Consider the following 17,639-nt stretch of genomic DNA (forward strand, 5'->3'; position numbering starts at 1 on the left):
CCGCGGCCGCCGGCGTGGCCCTGGTCCTGGCCGGTGGGCACTTTTCCCTGGGCGCGCGGGGGGCCCCCGTCGGGGGGGGGGCGGTGCCCCGCCCCGCCACGTTCCTGCTCCCCCGCGTCATGGCCGACCTCGAGGGCACGGCCATCACCCTGCGCTGCGCCGACGTCGACATCGCCGAGGCCGAGTACGGCCCGCTCACCGCCGACCACGACGTCGTCGTCGCGCACTCGCTGACCAGCGTGCGGCCCGCCGGGGCCGAAGGGCTCACCGTGGTGCCGCTCGCACGCGAGCCGCTCGACGTCGCGATGGCCGCCGACCACCCGCTCGCGCGGCTGCCGCGCGTGCGCCCGCACGACCTCGTCGACGCCGACTGGATCGGCGTGCCGCTGGGTTATCCCTTCGACACCGTGCGCCTCGCCGTCGAGCAGACCACCGGCGCCGAGCTGCGCGTCACGCAGCGGCTGCGCGACAACCGCCTCATCGAGGCGCTCGTCGCCTCCAGCCACCAGGTCGCCGTCCTTCCGCGCTTCACCACGCCCACCGGCGACCGCCTCGTGCTGCGCGAGCTGGCCGACGTCGCCATCGCGCGGCACGTCTCCGCCGTCCTGCGCCCCGACCGCGCCGAGCGCCTCGCCGTGCGCCGCGTCGTCGACGCGTTCCGGCGCGCAGGCGCCGGCGTCGAGGCCGAGATGACCGACAGCGCCGGCGCCTGACGACGTCGAAGGTGCCCCCGCCCGGGTTCGAACCGGGACTTTGCCGGGTTTAAGCCGGCCGCCTCTGCCAGTTGGGCTACGGGGGCGAGAACGAGAACGGGCGCCCGGCCGACCCGCAGAGGTCGGCCCGACGCCCGTTCACCGTACCGGGGAAGGTCAGCCCTTCTCGGCGCGCGCGGCCGACGACTCGGCCTTCTGCTCCACCTTCTGGCCCGGCTGCTTCGGCGGCACCGACGCCTTGCGGAACTCGTCGCGCGGGTCGTGCAGCGAGCCGAGGGACACGATCTCGCGGCCCATGAGGAACTGGCCGATCCAGCCGATGAGGATGCGGATCTTGCGGTTGCCGGTCGGCATCGCCATGACGTGGTAGCCGCGGTGCGCGAGCCACGCGAGCGGGCCGCGCAGCTTGAGGAAGCCGAACAGCTCCGCGACGCCCTTGTAGAGGCCGAGCGAGGCGACGACGCCGACGCTCTTGTGCGCGTAGTCCTCGGGCTGCTCGCCCTTGAGGAGGGCGACCATGTTGTCGGCGAGCTTCGTGGCCTCGCGGATCGCGTGCTGCGCGTTCGGCGGGCAGAACTGGCCGGGGTTCAGCACGTCCGGCACGGCGGCGCAGTCGCCCGCGGCCCACGCGTCGGGGACGACCTCGCCGTCCTCGGTCGCGACCTGCAGCGTCGGCTTGACGATGACGCGGCCCAGCTTGTCGAACGGGAGGTCCGAGTCCTCCTTGATGACCGGGTTCGACTTGACGCCCGCGGTCCACACGATGGTCTCGGTGTCGAACTCGACGCCCGTCGAGGTGACGACGTGACCGTCGACGCACGACGACAGGAACGTGCTGAGGTGGAACTCGATGCCGCGCTTCTTCATCTCGTCGAGCGCCCACAGGCCCATGGGCTCGGAGACCTCGGGGAGGATGCGGTTCGAGCCCTCGATCATGACGAAGCGCAGGTCCTCGACGTCGATCGTCGGGTAGTTGCGGGTGGCGTAGCGCGCCATGTCCTCGATCTCGGCGAGAGCCTCGATGCCCGCGAAGCCGCCGCCGACGAACGTGAACGTGAGCATGCGCTTGCGCGCCTCCGCGTCCCACGTGGAGGACGCGACGTCCATGCGGTTGAGCACGTGGTTGCGGACCGCGATGGCCTCCTCCACGTTCTTGAAGCCGATCGCGTTCTCCGCGAGGCCCGGGATGGGCAGCGTGCGGGAGACGGAGCCGAGGCCGACGACGACCTGGTCGTAGGAGACCTCGTAGTCCGGCCCCTCCTCGGGGTGGATCGTGATCTTGTGGTCGGCGTGGTCGATGCGGGTGACCTTGCCCTGCAGCACGTCGATGCCCTTGAGCGCCTTGCGGTGCGGGGCGACGACGTCGCGGGCGTCGATCGAGCCGGCGCCGGCCTCGGGCAGGAACGGTGCGTACGTCATGTACGGGCGCGGGTCGACGACGACGATCGCCGCGTCCTTCTTGCCGAGCTTGCGGCGCAGACGACGCGCCGCGTAGAGGCCGACGGAACCACCGCCGAGGACGACGATGCGGGGAACCTTGCGGGGCCGCGGCGCCGCTGCGGGCGCGTCCTGGACATGGGTGTCCGACGACAGAACGTTCTGAGGCATGAACACCATTCTACGACCGCCCCGGGGCCCCGCAGTCGGGCCGTCCACGGTGCGACACCGCACCGGTGACGGCGGGGCGACGACCGCGCCACCCCGCCGCACCGTCGCAGGTCAGCGCCCTGCAGCCACCGCCGTCGACGTCCGGACGTCCGTCGCCGCCCCGGCGGACGACGACTCCCGGCCGCCCTTCGCCGCCCCGTCGCGCTCGGACGTCGCTCCGCCGCCCGTCGAGGGCGTCGTCGCGGTCCCGTCCGCGCCCTCGTCGGCGTCGCCGCCGCCCGGGTCGCCCTCGGACGCGTCCTCCCTCGCGCCCGCCCCCTCGAGAGACGTGGGCGCCTTGAGGAACGGCCACGGCATCGCCTCGGGCTGGGTCCCGACCGGGGGCTGCACCTCGGAGCCGTCGTCCGACCACTCCATCCCCGCCTCGGGCAGGGCGCGCAGCGGGTAGACGTTCCACCGCGAGCGCCCGTCGTCGGCCGTGGCGGGGCGGAAGAACCAGGTGCCCTCGACGTCGGGGACGGACCACGCCTGCTGCGCGCCGTCGTCGGTCATGGTGCGCACGGGACGACCCCGGTCGTCGAAGAGCTGCACGTCCTTGATCGGGTCGCCGTGCGCGTCGTAGGCGAACAGGTTCGACACCTGCATGCCGTCCACCCACACGCCGTCGTCACCGGAGTACCCGCCGTACCCGACGCTCGACGCGTCGTTCTGGGCGGCCGCGTAGCCGGCGTCGTACGAGCCGCCCCCGCCCGTCGACCCGTGCACCGACCCGTCGTACGTCGCGCTGGCCACGGCCGGCACGGCGAGCACCGCGACGACCGACGCCGCGACGGTGGTCCGGGCCCGCCAGCCGACGGGGAGCCAGTGCCCGCGGGACCACTGCACGCTCACCAGGGCGGCGAGGCTCATGGCCATCAGCTCGCCCACGCCCCCGGGCACGAGGGACGGCCGGCCGTCCGTGAACCACGCGACCAGCACCGCACCGACGAGCCATCCGCGCGCCACCCACCACGCGGGGCGCAGCTCGCGCCCGAGCACGCGGAGGCGGTCCCACTGCGGCGTGCTGGTGACGGGGTGCCACGCGCGGCGCCAGCGGTCGGCGACGAGCGCCCGCCGGGCGGCGAAGGACCGCTTCCCGGACCGGCCCGGGGCGTCAGGCAGCGCGAGGGGCAGACCGGCGGCGGTGCGCAGCTCGGCGGCATAGGCCGCCGCCGCGCCGAAGTGGGCGGCGAGGTCGAGCGCGACGTCGTCCGCCGCGTCGGGACGGCCCGGCACGCCGTCGAGCGGGGCGGACGCGTCGGTGTACGCCTCGGCGAGGTCCGCCTCCAGCCCGTCCGTCAGCTCGTCGACGACCTCCGGGCCGAGGTCGGCGAGCTGCAGCCGGACCGCCTGCGCGTAGCCGCGGGCGTGCGCGTCGAGCACGGTGCCGAGCGCGGGGCGGGCGGCGTCGCCGGCCCCGGTGGTGTCGTCGATGATCATCAGGCTGCCTCGTCCCTGTTCCCGAGGAGGCCGCCGACGGTGCCGGCGAACTCCTGCCACTCCTTGCGCTGGATGGCGAGCACCTGCCGCCCGTGGGCGGTGATGCCGTAGTACTTGCGGTGCGGGCCTGACTCCGACGGCACGACGTAGCTGGTCAGCGCCCCCGCGGCGTACAGCCGCCGGAGCGTGCCGTAGACCGACGCGTCGCCCACGTCGTCGAGCCCCCGGGCGCGCAGGCGCCGCACCACGTCGTACCCGTATCCGTCCTCGTCCTCGACGACGGCGAGGACCGCCGCGTCGAGGACCCCCTTGAGCAGCTGCGTCGTGTCCATCGACCTTCTCCTCCCGACTGCTTCGCGACAGACACTAGTGCGCGATGCGCAGTAGTGGAAGGGGGCCGCGCCGCCGTGTCGCGAAGGAGGCCCGCCCGCCGACCAGGCAGTGGGTGCCGGTATGAGCGCGTCCGGGCGCGCATACCGGGAGCAACCGCCTGGTCGACGGGCGGGGTGGGTCTGCCGGACGGTCAGGCGAGAGACAGTGCGATGCCGTCGAGGATGTCGCTCTCGCTGGTCACGACGTCGGCCAGCGTGCCACCCGCGGCAGCGACGTCGTCGCGCACGCGGCGCACGACCTCCGACCACACCAGCGCGCCGGCGCCGATGACGTCCGCGCGGCCGGGGTGCATGAAGCCGAGCGCGAGGCGCTCGGCGCGGGTGCGGTGCAGCAGGTCGTCGCAGGCGGCGAGCACCCGGTCGACGCCGAGGACCGCGCCGTGCACGGCCTCACGCCGGTACTCCGGCAGCCCGAGGGCGTGCGCCGTGACCGAGGTGACCGAGCCGGCGAGGCCGACGAGCGTGGTGGTGCGGCCGAACGGGACGGTCCGCGCGGCCTCGTCCAGCGCGGTGCGCACGTCGGCGCGGGCGGCGTCCACCTCGGCCGCGGTGGGCGGGTCGGAGTGCAGGTGCCGTTCGGTCATGCGCACCGAGCCGACGTCGAGCGACAGCGCCGCCTCCGGCGTCGTCGTGCCGAGCACCAGCTCGGTGGAGCCGCCGCCGAGGTCCACCACGAGGTACGGGCCGGGGTGGTCCCCAGACACGCCCGCGGTCGCGCCGCGGAACGACAGCTCCGCCTCCTCGCGGCCCGACGCCACCTCCGGGTCGACGCCGAGCGCCGCGCGCACGCCGTCGAAGAACTCCTGCCGGTTGCGCGCGTCGCGCGTGGCCGACGTCGCGACGAAGCGGACCCGCGTGGCGCCCGCGTCCGCGATCACCGCGGCGTAGTCGCGCGACGCCTCGAGCGTGCGCGCCAGCGCCTCGGGGGCGAGCTCGCCGGTACGGTCCACGCCCTGTCCCAGGCGCACGATGCGCAGCTGCCGGTCGACCTCGGTCAGCGTGCCGTCGGGGGCGACGTCGGCGACGAGGAGGCGGATCGAGTTGGTGCCGCAGTCGATGGCGGCGACCCGGGTGGTCGTGGAGCGTTCGGTCACGGGCGACACCTTCTCATTCACCACCGACGCCGCGCCTGCCGTGCGCGGCCCGTGTGACGAAGGCCGTCAGCAGGAGCAGCGGTCCGGGCGCCACTGGTCGCGGACCAGGGCGAGGGCCTCGTCGCCGAGCGGGTTGACGCCCGGCCCGGCGGCCAGGGCGTGACCCATGAGCACGTGGATGCACTTGACGCGCGTGGGCATGCCGCCCGCCGAGATGCCCTCGATCTCCTCGACCTGGCCGAGCTCCGCGCGCTGCGCGAGGTAGTGCTCGTGCGCGCGCCGGTACGCGGCGGCGAGCTCCCCGTCCTCGCCGAGGCGCTCGGTCATCTCCTTCATCACGCCGTCCGCCTCGAGCCGCGACGCGGCGGCGACCGCGCCCGGGTGCGTGAGGTAGTAGGTCGTGGGGAACGGCGTGCCGTCGGGCAGGCGCGGCGCGGTGCGCACCACCAGCGGGCGCCCGCACACGCACCGCGCGGCGATGCCGACGACGCCGCGCGGCGTGCGCCCGAGCTGCTCGGCGAGCACCTCGAGGTCACGGTCGGTCACGGCGGTCGGGTCGACGGGCGCGGCGTCGGGCGTCTGGTCGGTCACAGGAGATCCTCGGGGCGTTCGCGGGCGGGGCAGCCCTCATTCTCCCCCGGCCCCGGGGATGCGGCGGCGCCGGGCGCTCACCACTCCGCGACCGAGCCGTCGGCGTGCCGCCACACGGGGTTGCGCCACCGGTGCCCGACGGCGGCCCGCTCACGCACGTAGTCCTCGTCCACCTCGATGCCGAGGCCGGGGCCGCGCGGGATCTCGACCGTCCCGTCGGCGTACGCGAAGACGGACGGGTCGACGACGTAGTCGAGCAGGTCGTTGCCGGTGTTGTAGTGGATGCCGAGGCTCTGCTCCTGGATGACCGCGTTGTACGCGACGGCGTCGAGCTGCAGGCAGGCGGCGAGCGCGATCGGCCCGAGCGGGCAGTGCGGGGCGACGGCGATGTCGTACGCCTCCGCCATCGCGGCGATCTTGCGGACCTCGGTGATGCCGCCGGCATGCGACAGGTCGGGCTGGATCACGTCGACGACGCCCGAGGTGATGACGTCCCTGAAGTCCCAGCGCGAGAAGAGCCGCTCCCCCAGCGCGATCGGCGTGGTCGACGCGCGCAGCACGTCCGCGATGCCGTCGACGTGCTCCGAGAGGACCGGCTCCTCGACGAACATCAGGTGGTAGGGCGCGAGCGCGTCGAGCAGCACGCGCGCCATCGGGCGGTGCACGCGGCCGTGGAAGTCGACGCCGATGCCGACGTCGGGCCCGACGGCCTCGCGCACGGCGGCGACGTTGGCGACGACCTTCTCCACCTTGTCCCGCGTGTCGAGGTACTGCAGCTCTTCCGGCCCGTTCATCTTCACGGCGGAGAAGCCGCGCCCGACCGCCTCCCGCGCGGCCTCGGCGGTCTCGGCCGGGCGGTCCCCGCCGATCCACGAGTACACCGTGATGCGGTCGCGCACGCGCCCGCCCAGCAGCTCGTGGACGGGGGCGTCGTGCGCCCTGCCGGTGATGTCCCACAGGGCCTGGTCGATGCCCGCGAGCGCGCTCATGTGGATGCCGCCGCCGCGGTAGAAGCCGCCCCGGTACAGCACGGTCCAGTGCTCCTCGACGCGGCGCGGGTCCTTGCCGACCAGGTAGTCGGCCAGCTCCTCGACGGCGGCCGCGACCGTGGCCGCGCGGCCCTCGAGCACGGGCTCGCCCCAGCCGACGATCCCCGCGTCCGTCTCGATCCTGACGAACAGCCAGCGGGGCGGGACGGCATACGTCGTCACCGAGGTGATCTTCACGGGTTCCTCCAGGTGTGCACGAGCGCGGCGGCCCGCGCTCCGACCTCGGCCGCGGCGTCGCCCGGCCGGTACAGGGACGTGCCGACGCCCGCGCCGTCCGCGCCGGCGCGGACCCACGCGGCCAGCGTCGTCAGGTCGACGCCCCCGACCGGCACGAGGCGCGTGCCCACGGGCAGCACGCTCGCCCACGCGCGCATCCCGGCGACCCCGACCGCGGCGGCCGGGAAGACCTTCACCGCCGTGGCGCCGGCGTCCAGCGCGGCGAACGCCTCGGTGGGCGTCGCCGCCCCCGGATAGCTCTCCAGGCCGAGCCGGACGGTCTCGGCGACGACGTCGGGCCGAGTGTTCGGGGACACGACCAGGGAGGCGCCGGCGTCGGCGGCGCGCCGCACGTCGTCGGGCGTGAGGACGGTCCCCGCGCCCACCCGGGCGTCGGGGCCGGCCGCGGCGCGCACGCGCCGCACCGACTCCAGCGGGTCCGGCGAGTTGAGCGGCACCTCGACGGCGTCGAAGCCCGCCTCGAGGACGGCGACGGCGACCTCGACCGCCTCCGCAGGCGTCACCCCGCGCAGGATGGCGACGAGCCCGGTGGCGGGCGGGGTCATGGGCGGGCCTCCGTGGTCGGGGTCGTCGGGGCGGGCGTCCTCGTGGGCGTGGAGTCGGGGGGTGTCGTGGGCGCGGCGACGAGGCCGGCGCCCGCGGCCACGCGCCACAGGCCGCCCCGGGCGAGGTCGTCGCCCAGCGGGCGGGCGGCCGCGCCGTGCCGGGCGAGCGCGCGCCCGTACCGCGCGGCGAGGGGGCCAGCGCCGCCGACCGCGACCTCGGCGGCGGGGGCGGTGCGCAACGCGTGCCGCACCTCCGACCCCACCAGCAGGCCCGAGACGTAGTCGGCCACGTCGCCGGGGGCGAGGCGGCCCGCCTGGGCCAGCGTGCGCGCGGTGAACAGCAGCGTCAGCAGGCCCCGGTCGTCGCCCTGCCCGGCCTCGGCGTCGAGCCCGCGGTCGAAGGCGCGCGACGGCTCCGGTGCCGGGCCGCCGTCGGCCAGCCGGGCGAGGACGCTGTCGCGCAGCAGGAGGGCGAACACCTCCCCCGTCATCGCGGTGGAGAAGCCGGCGACGCGGCTGCCGTCCAGCCGCACCCACTTCGCGTGCGTGCCGGGCAGCACCACCTGCGCGGGAAGGCCGGCCGGCGCGGGGCCGTCCGCGCCGTCGGATGCCGCCACGAGCGCGCCCAGGAGCTGCACCTCCTCGCCGCGCAGCACGTCCGGGCCAGGTTCGCGCAGACCCGACGCACCCCGGCCCGGCACGCGCAGCCCCGGCACCAGGTGCACGACGCCGCCCGCCGCGGGCGCGTCGACGGGTGCGGCCGTGAGGTGGTGCGCCAGCCGGTCGAGGCCGACGGGCACGTCGAGGTACCCGGCGTCGGCCCAGCCGTGGTCGCTGCCCGCCATGCCCGCCACCACCACCGGCAGGCCGGGGCGGTGGGCGAGCCAGCCCCCGCACCGCGCGACGAAGGTGCCCGTGAACGCGGCGGAGCGGCCGGCGGCCGTGGCCGCGCCCGCGGAGGTGCGCAGGGAGCCGTCGTCCGAGCGGACCTCGTCGAGCACACCGCCGGCGTCGTCCAGGAGCCATGCGCGGAACGTCGACGTACCCCAGTCGACGGCGACCAGCGCGGCGTCGCGGTGGGGGTCGGGTGCGGGCATGGCCGGGACGCTAGGCCCGTCGTCGCGACGCCGGGGAGAGTTCCCGATAATCGGGATAACCTCGCCCGATGGCGACGCGACCCGCGACCCCGCGACCGGCAACCGCACGACCGGCAACCGCACGACCGGCAACCGCGGACCCGGTGCTCGCCCCGGCGGGCACGCAGACCCTGGCGCGCGGGCTCGCCGTCGTCGACGCCGTCGCCCGCGGGCACGACCGGCTGCGCGACGTCGTGGAGGCGACCGGCGTCGGGCGCAGCACCACCCACCGGCTGCTGCAGCTGCTGGTCGCCGCCGGGTACCTGCGGCGACTCGAGGACCGGTACGCGCTGGGCCCCGCCCTCATCGAGCTGGGCTACCAGGCGCTGCAGGAGAACCCCGTCGCCGAGGTCGCCGCCGCACCCCTGCGCGCGCTGCACGCGCGGGTGTCCGACACCGTGCACCTCGCGATCGAGGACCGCGGGCAGGTGCTCTACCTCGACAAGATCCCCGGCACCCGCGGCGAGCCGACCCGCTCGCGGACCGGCCACCGCATGCCCCTGACCCGCACCGGGATCGGCAAGGCCCTGCTGCTCGACCGGCCCGACCGCTGGCGCGACCAGTTCCTCGCCGAACGCCGGGCGGGCGCCGACGGCGACGGCGTCGGCGAACAGGAGGCGGAGGTGCTCACCGCCGACCAGTTCGTCGCCGTCATGACCGAGTCCGCCCGGCGGGGCGTCGCGCTCGACCTGGAGGAGAACGAGCCCGGCGTGCTGTGCGTCGCCGCCCCCGTGCGGGAGGCGGGCGGCGCCATCGTGGCCGCGATCAGCGTCTCCGCGCGGCGTCCGGCCATGCCGCCGGCGCGGGTCGAGGCGCTCGCGCCCGTGGTGCTCGACGCCGCCGCGAGCATCGGCGCGGGCCTCGGCTTCGACCCCGCGCGCTGACCCCGTGGTCCGACGGTCCGGATCAGCCGGTCCGGGTCAGCCGTCCCCCGACGAGGACGGGCTCGGCGAGCTCCCGGGCGCGTCGCCGTCGTCCTCCCCCGTGGCGCCCGCCGGGCCGTCCGCGACCTGCACCGACTCCCACACCGACTGGTACCAGGGCACGCTCGACCCGCCCGCAGTGCCGACCGGCCCGGAGCCGACGGCCTCGCCCGTCACGGGGTCGACGTCGTCGTCGCCCGCCGCGCCCGGGTCGACCACGCGCCACACCTTGTCCGCCGGCATGACGAAGCTCAGCCGCGAGCGTGCCTGCTCCTCGACGTACGAGCGGTCGTCCCAGCGGCCGAGCTCCACGTCCAGGCGGTCGTTCTCGGCCTGGTTCTGCGCGAGCTCCGTGCGCAGCCGGTCCAGCTCGTGCGACTGCTGCACCGCGCCCCGCACCGTCGGCAGCAGCAGCACCACCGCGAGCAGCACCACCACCGACAGCACGATGAGCCGGACGGTCAGCACCTCCGGCAGCACGAGGCCGTAGCGGCTGCGGCGCCGGTCCTCGCGTGCCGGGCCCGCCGGGCGGCGCGAGCCCTTCCGGCCCGCCGAGCCCTTCGCCGTCGTCCGGCCCGCACCCGACGCCTTCGTGCCGGGCTTCGCAGCCGACGCCTTCGACCCTGCCGTGGATCCCGTCCTCGACCCCGACGACTTCGACCCGGTCGACTTCTTGCCGGTCGACTTCGAGGCCGATGACGCGGGGCGGGCGGACGGCGGCGCACCGACCGAGCCGTTCGCCGTCGTCGTGGGCCGCGAGCCGCGCGCGCCCGAGGGCCGCGACGCCGGGCGGCGGGCGGCGGGAGATGTCGGGCGACGGGCAGGCACGCCCCGATTCTGCCGATCCGCACCGCCGCCGCCGGGGACCGTCGTCGGCGCGCCCGCCAGACCACCTCGCCGAGGTAGTTCCCGTCTCCGCGAGGTAGTCCCGAACCTGCCGAGGTAGTCCCGAACCTGCCGAGGTAGTCCAGATTCTGCCGAGGTAGTGGACTACCTCGCGGAATCTCGAACTACCTCGCGGAGATTCGCACTACCTCAGCAGGTTCGGGACTACCTCGCGGAGATCCGGACTCCCTCGGCAGGTGAGGCCTCCCTCGGGCACGACGACGGCCGGCCGCCCGCGGGGGGAGCGACCGGCCGTCGGTCAGGACCTGCGAGCCTCCGGGGTGTCAGCCCTGGAAGCGCGGGAAGGCGGAACGGCCGGCGTAGCGACCGGCGTCGTCCAGCGCCTCCTCGATGCGCAGGAGCTGGTTGTACTTGTTGATGCGCTCGCCGCGGGCGGTGGCACCGGTCTTGATCTGGCCGGCGTTGGTCGCGACGGACAGGTCGGCGATGGTGGTGTCCTCGGTCTCGCCGGAGCGGTGCGAGGTCATCGTCGTGAAGCCGTTGCGCTGCGCGAGCGTGACGGCGTCGAGCGTCTCGGTGAGGGTGCCGATCTGGTTGAGCTTGACCAGCAGCGAGTTGGCAGCCTTCTCCTCGATGCCGCGGGCGAGGCGCTCGGGGTTGGTGACGAACAGGTCGTCGCCGACGACCTGCACCTTGTCGCCGACCTCGGAGACGAACTGCGACCAGGCGCCCCACTCGTCCTCGGACAGCGGGTCCTCGATGGAGACGATCGGGTAGCTCGAGATCAGGCCCTCGTAGAGCTTGATCATGTCCTCGGTCGAGTGCACCTCGCCGTTCTTGAAGTGGTACGCCCCGTCCTTGAAGAACTCGGTCGCGGCGACGTCCATCGCGATGGCGACGTCGGAGCCCGGCGCGAAGCCGGCCTTCTCGATCGCCTCGACGATGAGGTCCAGGGCGGCGGAGTTCGACGGCAGGTCGGGGGCGAAGCCGCCCTCGTCGCCGAGGCCCGTGGAGAAGCCCTTGCCCTTCAGCACGCTCTTGAGCGCGTGGTAGACCTCGGTGCCCGTGCGCAGGGCCTCCTTGAAGGTCGGCGCGCCGATCGGCGCGATCATGAACTCCTGGAAGTCCACCGTCGAGTCGGCGTGCGACCCGCCGTTGATGATGTTCATCATCGGCACGGGCAGCACGTGCGCGTTCGGGCCGCCGACGTAGCGGAACAGGTCGAGGCCGGCCGACTTCGCGGCGGCCTTCGCGACGGCGAGCGAGACGCCGAGGATCGCGTTGGCGCCCAGCTTGCCCTTGTTCGGGGTGCCGTCCAGCTCGATCAGGGTCTGGTCGATGATGCGCTGCTCCTCGGCGTCGTAGCCGATGAGCTCCGGGGCGATGTCGTCGATGACGGCGTTGACCGCGCCCTCGACGCCCTTGCCCAGGTAGCGGCCCTTGTCGCCGTCACGACGCTCGACGGCCTCGAAGGCGCCGGTCGAGGCGCCCGACGGGACCGCCGCACGGGCGAACGTGCCGTCGTCCAGCGCGATCTCCACCTCGACGGTGGGGTTGCCGCGCGAGTCGAGGATCTCGCGTGCTCCAACGGCTTCGATGCTTGCCACGGGCTGCTCCTTCAGACGGGGCTCGCAGGCGACCGCGCGGCAAGGCCCAGGCGGGAGTGCCCGGGGCCGCTGACGCCCGCGACGGTGCTGGGTTGACCCGCCCAGCCTAGACCGGCGCCACACCGGAGGCTCCCGCGACCACCCAGCGGTCACGACCGCGCCGATAGCGTGGACCCCGTGGACAGCGTCTGGGACTTCCTCGGCTCGTACTGGTGGCTGATCTTCTTCGTCGGCCCCGCCATCGGCGGCGCGGCGCGCAGCATCTCCACCTGGGACCGGCAGCGTCGCCAGGACAAGCTCGAGATGTACCGCATCAAGCACGGCGTCGAGCAGCCTGCCGCCGCTGCCGCGAAGGCCGACGAGGAGGCCCTGACCAGCGAGATCGAGCGCACCGTGGCCGCGCACGACGCGACGCAGCAGCGCTGGCTGGCGTACGAGCTCGACGCCGTGAAGTCCCTCGAGTACCCGCTGATGTCGGACATGCGCGAGCAGGTGACCGTCGACTTCCACCGGGCCCGGCGCGCGGCGGAGGACCTGCGCCCCGACGACCTGGACGAGCTGCACGACCGGCGCCGCCTCGAGGCGTACCGCGACGCCGTCCGCGAGATGCAGGTGCGCTTCGACGTCGCCGAGCGGGAGGCGAAGCGGCGGCGCGCGTCCGACTTCTCCCCCGCCGAGCGGCAGGCCCTCGACCGGGCGAAGAAGCTCCTCGCGATGGCCGACGACGAGGGCTCGTCGCAGGCCGAGCGGCAGTCCGCCTACCGACGGGCCATGAAGGAGCTCGAGGGGATCGTCGTGCTGCCGGACGCCGCGACCGACGCGCTCGAGCACCGCATCGCCGGCGAGCTCGGTCGGCCCACGGGCGACTGATCTGCCCCGGCCGCCCCGGCCGGCCCGACCGGCCCGACCGGCCCGACCGACACGGCCCGACCCGACCGGTCAGGTCGCGTCGGGCAGCTTCTGCCGCGCCTCGCGCCGCACCGCGGCCGGGAGCGCGTCGCCCATCCGGTCGAGGAACGCGCGCACGGCCGCCGGGTCCGCGGCACCCGCGTGCTTGAGCGCGATTCCCACGGGCTTGCGCACCACCGGGTCCGGGTCGGTGTGCAGGAGCTCGGCGAGCCGCAGCAGGTCGGCGATGCCCTCGGGGTGGGGCGGGCGGGTGAACGCGAGCGGCGCGGTCAGCGCCGTGCGGCGGCGCAGCGGGTCGTCCGAGCGGGCGAGCTCGAACAGCGGCTCCCGCGACCGGTCCCGCAGGTACACGCCGACGACGCGCGGCGCCGCCCGGTCCACCATGTCCCACGTGTCGATCCGGTCGTGCCGGTCGAGATACACGCGGTACCGCGCCTCCCGCTCGTCGTCGGTGACCCGTGGGCGACGGACCGCGAAGTCGAGCACGCAGAACGCGGCGAGACGGGGCTCGTAGGCGGGCTCGTCGAGCAGCCGGTGCACCTCGTCGAGCGGCATCGCGGCGTACCGCTTCGCCACGTCGAAGAGCGTGCCCATCCGCACGCCCAGCACCTCGCCCCGGCCGGCGTAGTGCCGGTTCGGGTGCGCCGCCGGGTCCGCGACGGCGCGCAGGTCCTCGACGACGGCGCCGGCGGTGAGCTCCACGCCTCCACGCTACGCGCGGGGACCCGGCCCCGCGCCGGACCTCACCAGTTCGTGAACGACCCGTCCAGGGCACGCAGGGCGGGACGCTCGTCGGCGGTGGCGGTCATGCGGCGCGCGGCGTCGCGGTCGAGGTCGACGCCGAGGCCGGGCGCGTCGTCCGCCTCCACCCACCCGGGCCGGATCGCGGGGCGCGCGGAGAACAGGGCGGCGACGGCCGGCTCGGGCTCGGCCTGGTGCTCCTGGACCCCGACGGCGGGGCTGGCGAGGTTGAGGTGCAGGGAGGCCGCCGCGGTGACAGGGCCCAGCGGGTTGTGGGTGGCGAGCTTGACGTGGTGCACCTCGCACAGGGCGGCGATCTTGCGCGCCTCGGTGAGGCCGCCCGCCACGGCGACGTCGACGCGCGCGTAGTCGATCAGGTCGCGCTCGACGAGCCGCGCGAAGTCCCACTTGGACGCGAACTGCTCCCCCGCCGCGAGCGGGACCCCGGTGGCGGAGCGCAGGCGCGCGTAGGAGTCGAGGTTCTCGCAGCGCAGCGGGTCCTCGACGAAGTAGGGGCGCGCGCTCTCGATCTCCCGGCACAGGGTGACGGCCTCGGGCGGGTCGAGGCGGGTGTGCACGTCAAGGATGAGCTCGACGTCGTCCCCGACGGCGTCGCGCATGCGGTGGAAGAGCTCGATGCCGTCGCGCATGCTCTGGCGCTGGTCGAGCACGCCGGGCGGGTGCGGCAGCGCGAACCGCAGGTGCCGCCAGCCGTCGGCGGCCAGGCAGCGGGCCCGCTCGTAGAACGCCTCGCGGTCCTCGTAGTCGTCGCCGAGGTGCACGTAGCAGGCCACGCGCTCGCGCACCGGTCCGCCGAGGAGCCGGTGCACGGGCACGCCGAGGGCCTTGCCGCGCAGGTCCCACAGGGCGGTGTCGATCGCGCCGATGGCGGCGCCGACGATCCGGTCCGCCGGGAAGAAGCCGCGCCGGGCCATCACCTGCCACAGGTGCTCGACGGCCATGGCGTCCTCGCCCAGGACCAGGTCGGCCAGGTGCTCGACGGCGCCCGCGACGGCGCGCTGGCGCGACCGGATACCGACCTCGCCGATGCCGTGGAGCCCTTCGTCGGTGTCGACGACGACCAGCATCATCGAGTCGCCGTGGTCCGGGAGGGTGAGCACCTCTACGCCAGTGATCTTCATCGAACACTCCTCGGTGAAATTTCCACCATCGTTTCCAGCACGAATTGCGGCGATCCTAGCCACAGTCACGCTTCTCGGCCAGACCTGTTCCACAACTCTTGACGTGTTCCACAACCGTTTGCCATGATCCGTGGCACCACCGATGAAGGAGGTGATTCCCGTGGCAGCCACGATCACGGAGGTCGCGCGACGGGCCCAGGTGTCCGCGTCGACGGTCTCCCGGGCCATCAACAGCCCCGAGCTCGTCAGCGACGAGACCCGACGGCGCGTGCTCGAGGCCGCGAACGCCCTCGGCTACTCGGCGAGCCCCGCCGCGCGCTCGCTGCGGGACCGCCGCACCGGCTCGCTCGGGCTCGTCGTCACCGACATGGCGAACCCGTTCTTCCCGCCGATCCTCAAGGCGATGCAGGCCCGGGTGCGCCGACAGGGGTACACGCTGCTGGTCGCCGACTCGGACGAGCACGAGGCCGACGAGGCCGAGACCATCAGCACCCTGTCGAAGCAGGTCGACGGCCTGATCCTGTGGGCGTCCACCCTGTCCGACGACGCGCTGGCCCGGCTCGCCGCCGAGATCCCGCTGGTGCTCGTCAACCGCGAGGTACCGGGCGTCGCGGAGGTGCGGATCGCCCTCGGCGGCGGCCTGCACCAGGCGGCGGAGCACCTGCGCGCCCTGGGGCACGAGCGCTGCGCGTTCATCAACTGCGCCCGCCCGGAGCTCCAGCGCGGCAAGTCCATCCACGAGGCCTTCGACGACGTCGGCCTCACGCTCGTCGAGCTCGGCCCCTACAAGCCGCAGTTCGAGACCGGCCTGCACGCAGCCCCGCTCGTCACGGCGAACGGCGCGACGGCCGTCATCGCCCACAACGACCTCGTCGCCATGGGCGTGCTGCACCAGTTCCACGCGCTGGGCGTCGACGTCCCGCGCGACGTGTCCGTCGTCGGCATCGACGACACGCTCCTGTCCCAGGTCGCGACGCCGTCCCTGACGACGATCGCCATCCCCGCCGACGAGCTCGCCACCCGCGCGCTCGACACCCTGACCGACCTCGTGCACGACCACGACCGACCTGCCGCCCTCGTCGAGGTCGGCACCCACCTGGTCCCCCGACGATCGACCGGCCCGGCTCCCCGGGACTGATCGGCGCGGGACGACTCACCGCTCCAGTGGAGGGACGACGATGACTCACCACCCGACCCGGCGGCGCGCCGTGCGCGCGACCGCCGTCGTCACCGCATTCGGCCTCGCCGCCACGCTCTCGGCGTGCGGCGCCTCGGACGACGACCCCGGCGCCACCGCCGGGCCCGTCACGCTGCGCGTGCAGGGCATGCCCCCGGCGACCGACGCCGCCGGGCAGGAGGCCTTCCAGGCCACGATCGACGAGTTCGAGGACGCGAACCCGGACATCACGATCGAGGCCACGACCAACGAGTACGACCCGCTGACGTTCTCCGCCCAGCTCGCCGGCGGCAGCATCGAGGACGTCATCCGCGTGCCGCTGACCGAGCCGCAGGGCCTCATCCAGCGCGCGCAGGTCGCGGACCTCACCGAGTACCTCGCGGCGTGGCCGCACTACGAGGAGCTCAACCCGCAGGTCCTCGAACCGCTGTCGGACGACGCCGGCAACGTCTACGGCGTGCCGCGCTCGCCGTTCGCGATGGGCCTGGCCTACAACCGGGCGCTGTTCGAGAAGGCGGGCCTGGACCCCGACGACCCGCCGGAGACGTGGGACGAGGTGCGCGCCGCGGCGAAGGCGATCGCCGAGAAGACCGACGCCGCGGGCTTCGTGCACGAGTCGAAGGACAACCAGGGCGGCTGGCAGCTGACCATGCTCACCTACGCGTTCGGCGGCGCGCTCGAGTCGCGGGACGGCGACACCGTCACGCCCACCCTGGAGACGCCGGAGATCAAGGCCGCGCTCGCCCAGCTGCACGAGATGCGCTGGACCGACGACTCGATGGGCAGCCAGCAGCTGGTCAACCAGGACGACGTGGTGCGCGACTTCGCGGCCGGGCAGGTCGGCATGTTCATGGGCACGCCCGGCACGTACAAGCTCGCCAAGCAGAACTTCGGCATGAAGGACACCGAGAACTTCGGGATGGCCGCCATGCCCCAGGCGGGCGGCGACGCGACGATGTCGGGCGGCGAGGTCTACATGGTGCCGGCCAACGTCGAGCCCGCGAAGGCGGCCGCGGCGGTGAAGTGGATGCTCTTCGCGTACGCCCAGCCGCAGTACGACCCGGAGGTGGCGGCGGCGCAGGCGGAGACCCTCGCGAAGGACCCGACAGCCGCCGTCGGGGTCCCGACGCTGCCGATGTTCGACGCGGCGCACCAGGAGAAGATCGACGCCGCGATCGAGCCGTGGGTCAACGTCGAGCTCGACCACTTCACGCACTACACCGAGGGCACCCCGCAGCTCACGCTGCAGCCGGAGCCGACCGCGGGCGCGCAGGCGATCTACGCGGTGCTCGACACCGTGGTGCAGGCCGTGCTCACCGAGAAGGACGCCGACATCGACGCCCTGCTCGCCGAGGCCCAGGCGCAGGCCGAGGCCCAGCTGGCGTCGAGCTGAGGACCACCGTGGCGACGATGACGACGACCGTGCCGGTGGCGCGTCCCGACCAGGACG

General features: G+C 74.4%; 17 protein-coding genes and 1 tRNA gene. 5 read left to right on the top strand and 13 right to left on the bottom strand.

Translation table 11 applies throughout. The annotated features are described in order from the left end of the window. Window positions 1-713, top strand: a 713-nt coding sequence (locus tag ACFWDO_RS15735; RefSeq protein ID WP_380347027.1) for a LysR family transcriptional regulator substrate-binding protein, incomplete at its 5' end; no start/stop codon positions are given. 12 nt (window positions 714-725) lie between these two features. Here ACFWDO_RS15735 and ACFWDO_RS15740 read toward each other — a convergent pair. The 9 genes from ACFWDO_RS15740 to ACFWDO_RS15780 all read right to left on the bottom strand — a co-directional run bounded on the left by ACFWDO_RS15740 (window position 726) and on the right by ACFWDO_RS15780 (window position 8,805). Continuing rightward, window positions 726-799, bottom strand: a tRNA-Leu gene (locus ACFWDO_RS15740). Between the two features lie 70 nt (window positions 800-869). After that, complete coding sequence (locus ACFWDO_RS15745; protein ID WP_380319736.1) at window positions 870-2,321, bottom strand: NAD(P)/FAD-dependent oxidoreductase; 1,452 nt, start codon at window positions 2,319-2,321, stop codon at window positions 870-872. A 111-nt stretch (window positions 2,322-2,432) separates the two neighbouring features. Next, window positions 2,433-3,800, bottom strand: a complete 1,368-nt coding sequence (locus ACFWDO_RS15750; protein ID WP_380319733.1) for a hypothetical protein — start codon at window positions 3,798-3,800, stop codon at window positions 2,433-2,435. Next, window positions 3,800-4,132 carry a PadR family transcriptional regulator gene (locus tag ACFWDO_RS15755; protein WP_380319730.1) on the bottom strand — a complete coding sequence of 111 codons (333 nt, stop codon included), beginning with the start codon at window positions 4,130-4,132 and terminating at the stop codon, window positions 3,800-3,802. Before ACFWDO_RS15755 ends, ACFWDO_RS15750 begins: the two co-directional genes overlap by 1 nt. 191 nt (window positions 4,133-4,323) lie before the next feature. Beyond that, complete coding sequence (locus ACFWDO_RS15760) at window positions 4,324-5,286, bottom strand: exopolyphosphatase (RefSeq protein ID WP_380319727.1); 963 nt, start codon at window positions 5,284-5,286, stop codon at window positions 4,324-4,326. A gap of 66 nt (window positions 5,287-5,352) precedes the next feature. Beyond that, entirely contained in the window at window positions 5,353-5,877 is a 525-nt protein-coding gene (locus tag ACFWDO_RS15765; RefSeq protein ID WP_380319724.1) for a DUF501 domain-containing protein, read from the bottom strand. Window positions 5,878-5,954: 77 nt separating this feature from the next. Next, a complete protein-coding gene (gene dgoD / locus ACFWDO_RS15770; RefSeq protein ID WP_380319721.1) occupies window positions 5,955-7,103 on the bottom strand; it encodes a galactonate dehydratase in 1,149 nt (382 codons plus the stop codon). Next, complete coding sequence (locus ACFWDO_RS15775) at window positions 7,100-7,708, bottom strand: 2-dehydro-3-deoxy-6-phosphogalactonate aldolase (protein WP_380319718.1); 609 nt, start codon at window positions 7,706-7,708, stop codon at window positions 7,100-7,102. Before ACFWDO_RS15775 ends, dgoD begins: the two co-directional genes overlap by 4 nt. Continuing rightward, the gene (locus ACFWDO_RS15780) at window positions 7,705-8,805 is read right to left on the bottom strand and encodes a 2-dehydro-3-deoxygalactonokinase (protein ID WP_380319715.1); all 1,101 of its coding nucleotides are present in this window, start codon (window positions 8,803-8,805) and stop codon (window positions 7,705-7,707) included. Before ACFWDO_RS15780 ends, ACFWDO_RS15775 begins: the two co-directional genes overlap by 4 nt. A 143-nt stretch (window positions 8,806-8,948) precedes the next feature. On the opposite strand from ACFWDO_RS15780, the gene ACFWDO_RS15785 reads away from it, so the two are divergent. Further along, the gene (locus tag ACFWDO_RS15785) at window positions 8,949-9,728 is read left to right on the top strand and encodes an IclR family transcriptional regulator (protein ID WP_380319712.1); all 780 of its coding nucleotides are present in this window, start codon (window positions 8,949-8,951) and stop codon (window positions 9,726-9,728) included. A 36-nt stretch (window positions 9,729-9,764) separates the two neighbouring features. Here ACFWDO_RS15785 and ACFWDO_RS15790 read toward each other — a convergent pair whose 3' ends face one another. Further along, a complete protein-coding gene (locus ACFWDO_RS15790) occupies window positions 9,765-10,595 on the bottom strand; it encodes a septum formation initiator family protein (RefSeq protein WP_380319709.1) in 831 nt (276 codons plus the stop codon). Window positions 10,596-10,936: 341 nt separating this feature from the next. Next, window positions 10,937-12,220: a phosphopyruvate hydratase gene (eno, locus tag ACFWDO_RS15795; RefSeq protein ID WP_380319706.1), complete on the bottom strand. Its 1,284-nt coding sequence runs from the start codon at window positions 12,218-12,220 to the stop codon at window positions 10,937-10,939. Between the two features lie 177 nt (window positions 12,221-12,397). Between eno and ACFWDO_RS15800 the strand changes: the two genes are divergently transcribed. After that, a complete protein-coding gene (locus ACFWDO_RS15800; RefSeq protein WP_380319704.1) occupies window positions 12,398-13,090 on the top strand; it encodes a hypothetical protein in 693 nt (230 codons plus the stop codon). A gap of 69 nt (window positions 13,091-13,159) precedes the next feature. On the opposite strand, the gene ACFWDO_RS15805 is transcribed toward ACFWDO_RS15800, so the two are convergent. Together ACFWDO_RS15805 and ACFWDO_RS15810 are read right to left on the bottom strand one after the other, a co-directional pair. Beyond that, window positions 13,160-13,831, bottom strand: coding sequence for a DNA alkylation repair protein (locus ACFWDO_RS15805; protein WP_380319701.1), 672 nt, complete (start codon window positions 13,829-13,831; stop codon window positions 13,160-13,162). A gap of 41 nt (window positions 13,832-13,872) precedes the next feature. Further along, on the bottom strand, window positions 13,873-15,012 hold the full coding sequence (locus ACFWDO_RS15810; protein ID WP_380319698.1) for a mandelate racemase/muconate lactonizing enzyme family protein: 1,140 nt from the start codon (window positions 15,010-15,012) through the stop codon (window positions 13,873-13,875). A gap of 160 nt (window positions 15,013-15,172) precedes the next feature. Between ACFWDO_RS15810 and ACFWDO_RS15815 the strand changes: the two genes are divergently transcribed. Continuing rightward, entirely contained in the window at window positions 15,173-16,150 is a 978-nt protein-coding gene (locus ACFWDO_RS15815) for a LacI family DNA-binding transcriptional regulator (protein WP_380319695.1), read from the top strand. A gap of 40 nt (window positions 16,151-16,190) precedes the next feature. Next, the gene (locus tag ACFWDO_RS15820; RefSeq protein ID WP_380319691.1) at window positions 16,191-17,582 is read left to right on the top strand and encodes an ABC transporter substrate-binding protein; all 1,392 of its coding nucleotides are present in this window, start codon (window positions 16,191-16,193) and stop codon (window positions 17,580-17,582) included. Window positions 17,583-17,639 lie beyond the last annotated feature (57 nt).

This window comes from Isoptericola sp. NPDC060185 (assembly GCF_042728595.1).
Lineage (GTDB): Bacteria > Actinomycetota > Actinomycetes > Actinomycetales > Cellulomonadaceae > Isoptericola.

What these genes read in the sequence shown, in the direction of transcription:
- ACFWDO_RS15745 (WP_380319736.1), bottom strand. Translation starts at nt 2,321, where the DNA reads ATGCCTCAGAACGTTCTGTCGTCGGACACCCATGTCCAGGACGCGCCC.
- ACFWDO_RS15750 (WP_380319733.1), bottom strand. Translation starts at nt 3,800, where the DNA reads ATGATCATCGACGACACCACCGGGGCCGGCGACGCCGCCCGCCCCGCG.
- ACFWDO_RS15755 (WP_380319730.1), bottom strand. Translation starts at nt 4,132, where the DNA reads ATGGACACGACGCAGCTGCTCAAGGGGGTCCTCGACGCGGCGGTCCTC.
- ACFWDO_RS15775 (WP_380319718.1), bottom strand. Translation starts at nt 7,708, where the DNA reads ATGACCCCGCCCGCCACCGGGCTCGTCGCCATCCTGCGCGGGGTGACG.
- ACFWDO_RS15780 (WP_380319715.1), bottom strand. Translation starts at nt 8,805, where the DNA reads ATGCCCGCACCCGACCCCCACCGCGACGCCGCGCTGGTCGCCGTCGAC.
- ACFWDO_RS15810 (WP_380319698.1), bottom strand. Translation starts at nt 15,012, where the DNA reads ATGAAGATCACTGGCGTAGAGGTGCTCACCCTCCCGGACCACGGCGAC.
- ACFWDO_RS15820 (WP_380319691.1), top strand. Translation starts at nt 16,191, where the DNA reads ATGACTCACCACCCGACCCGGCGGCGCGCCGTGCGCGCGACCGCCGTC.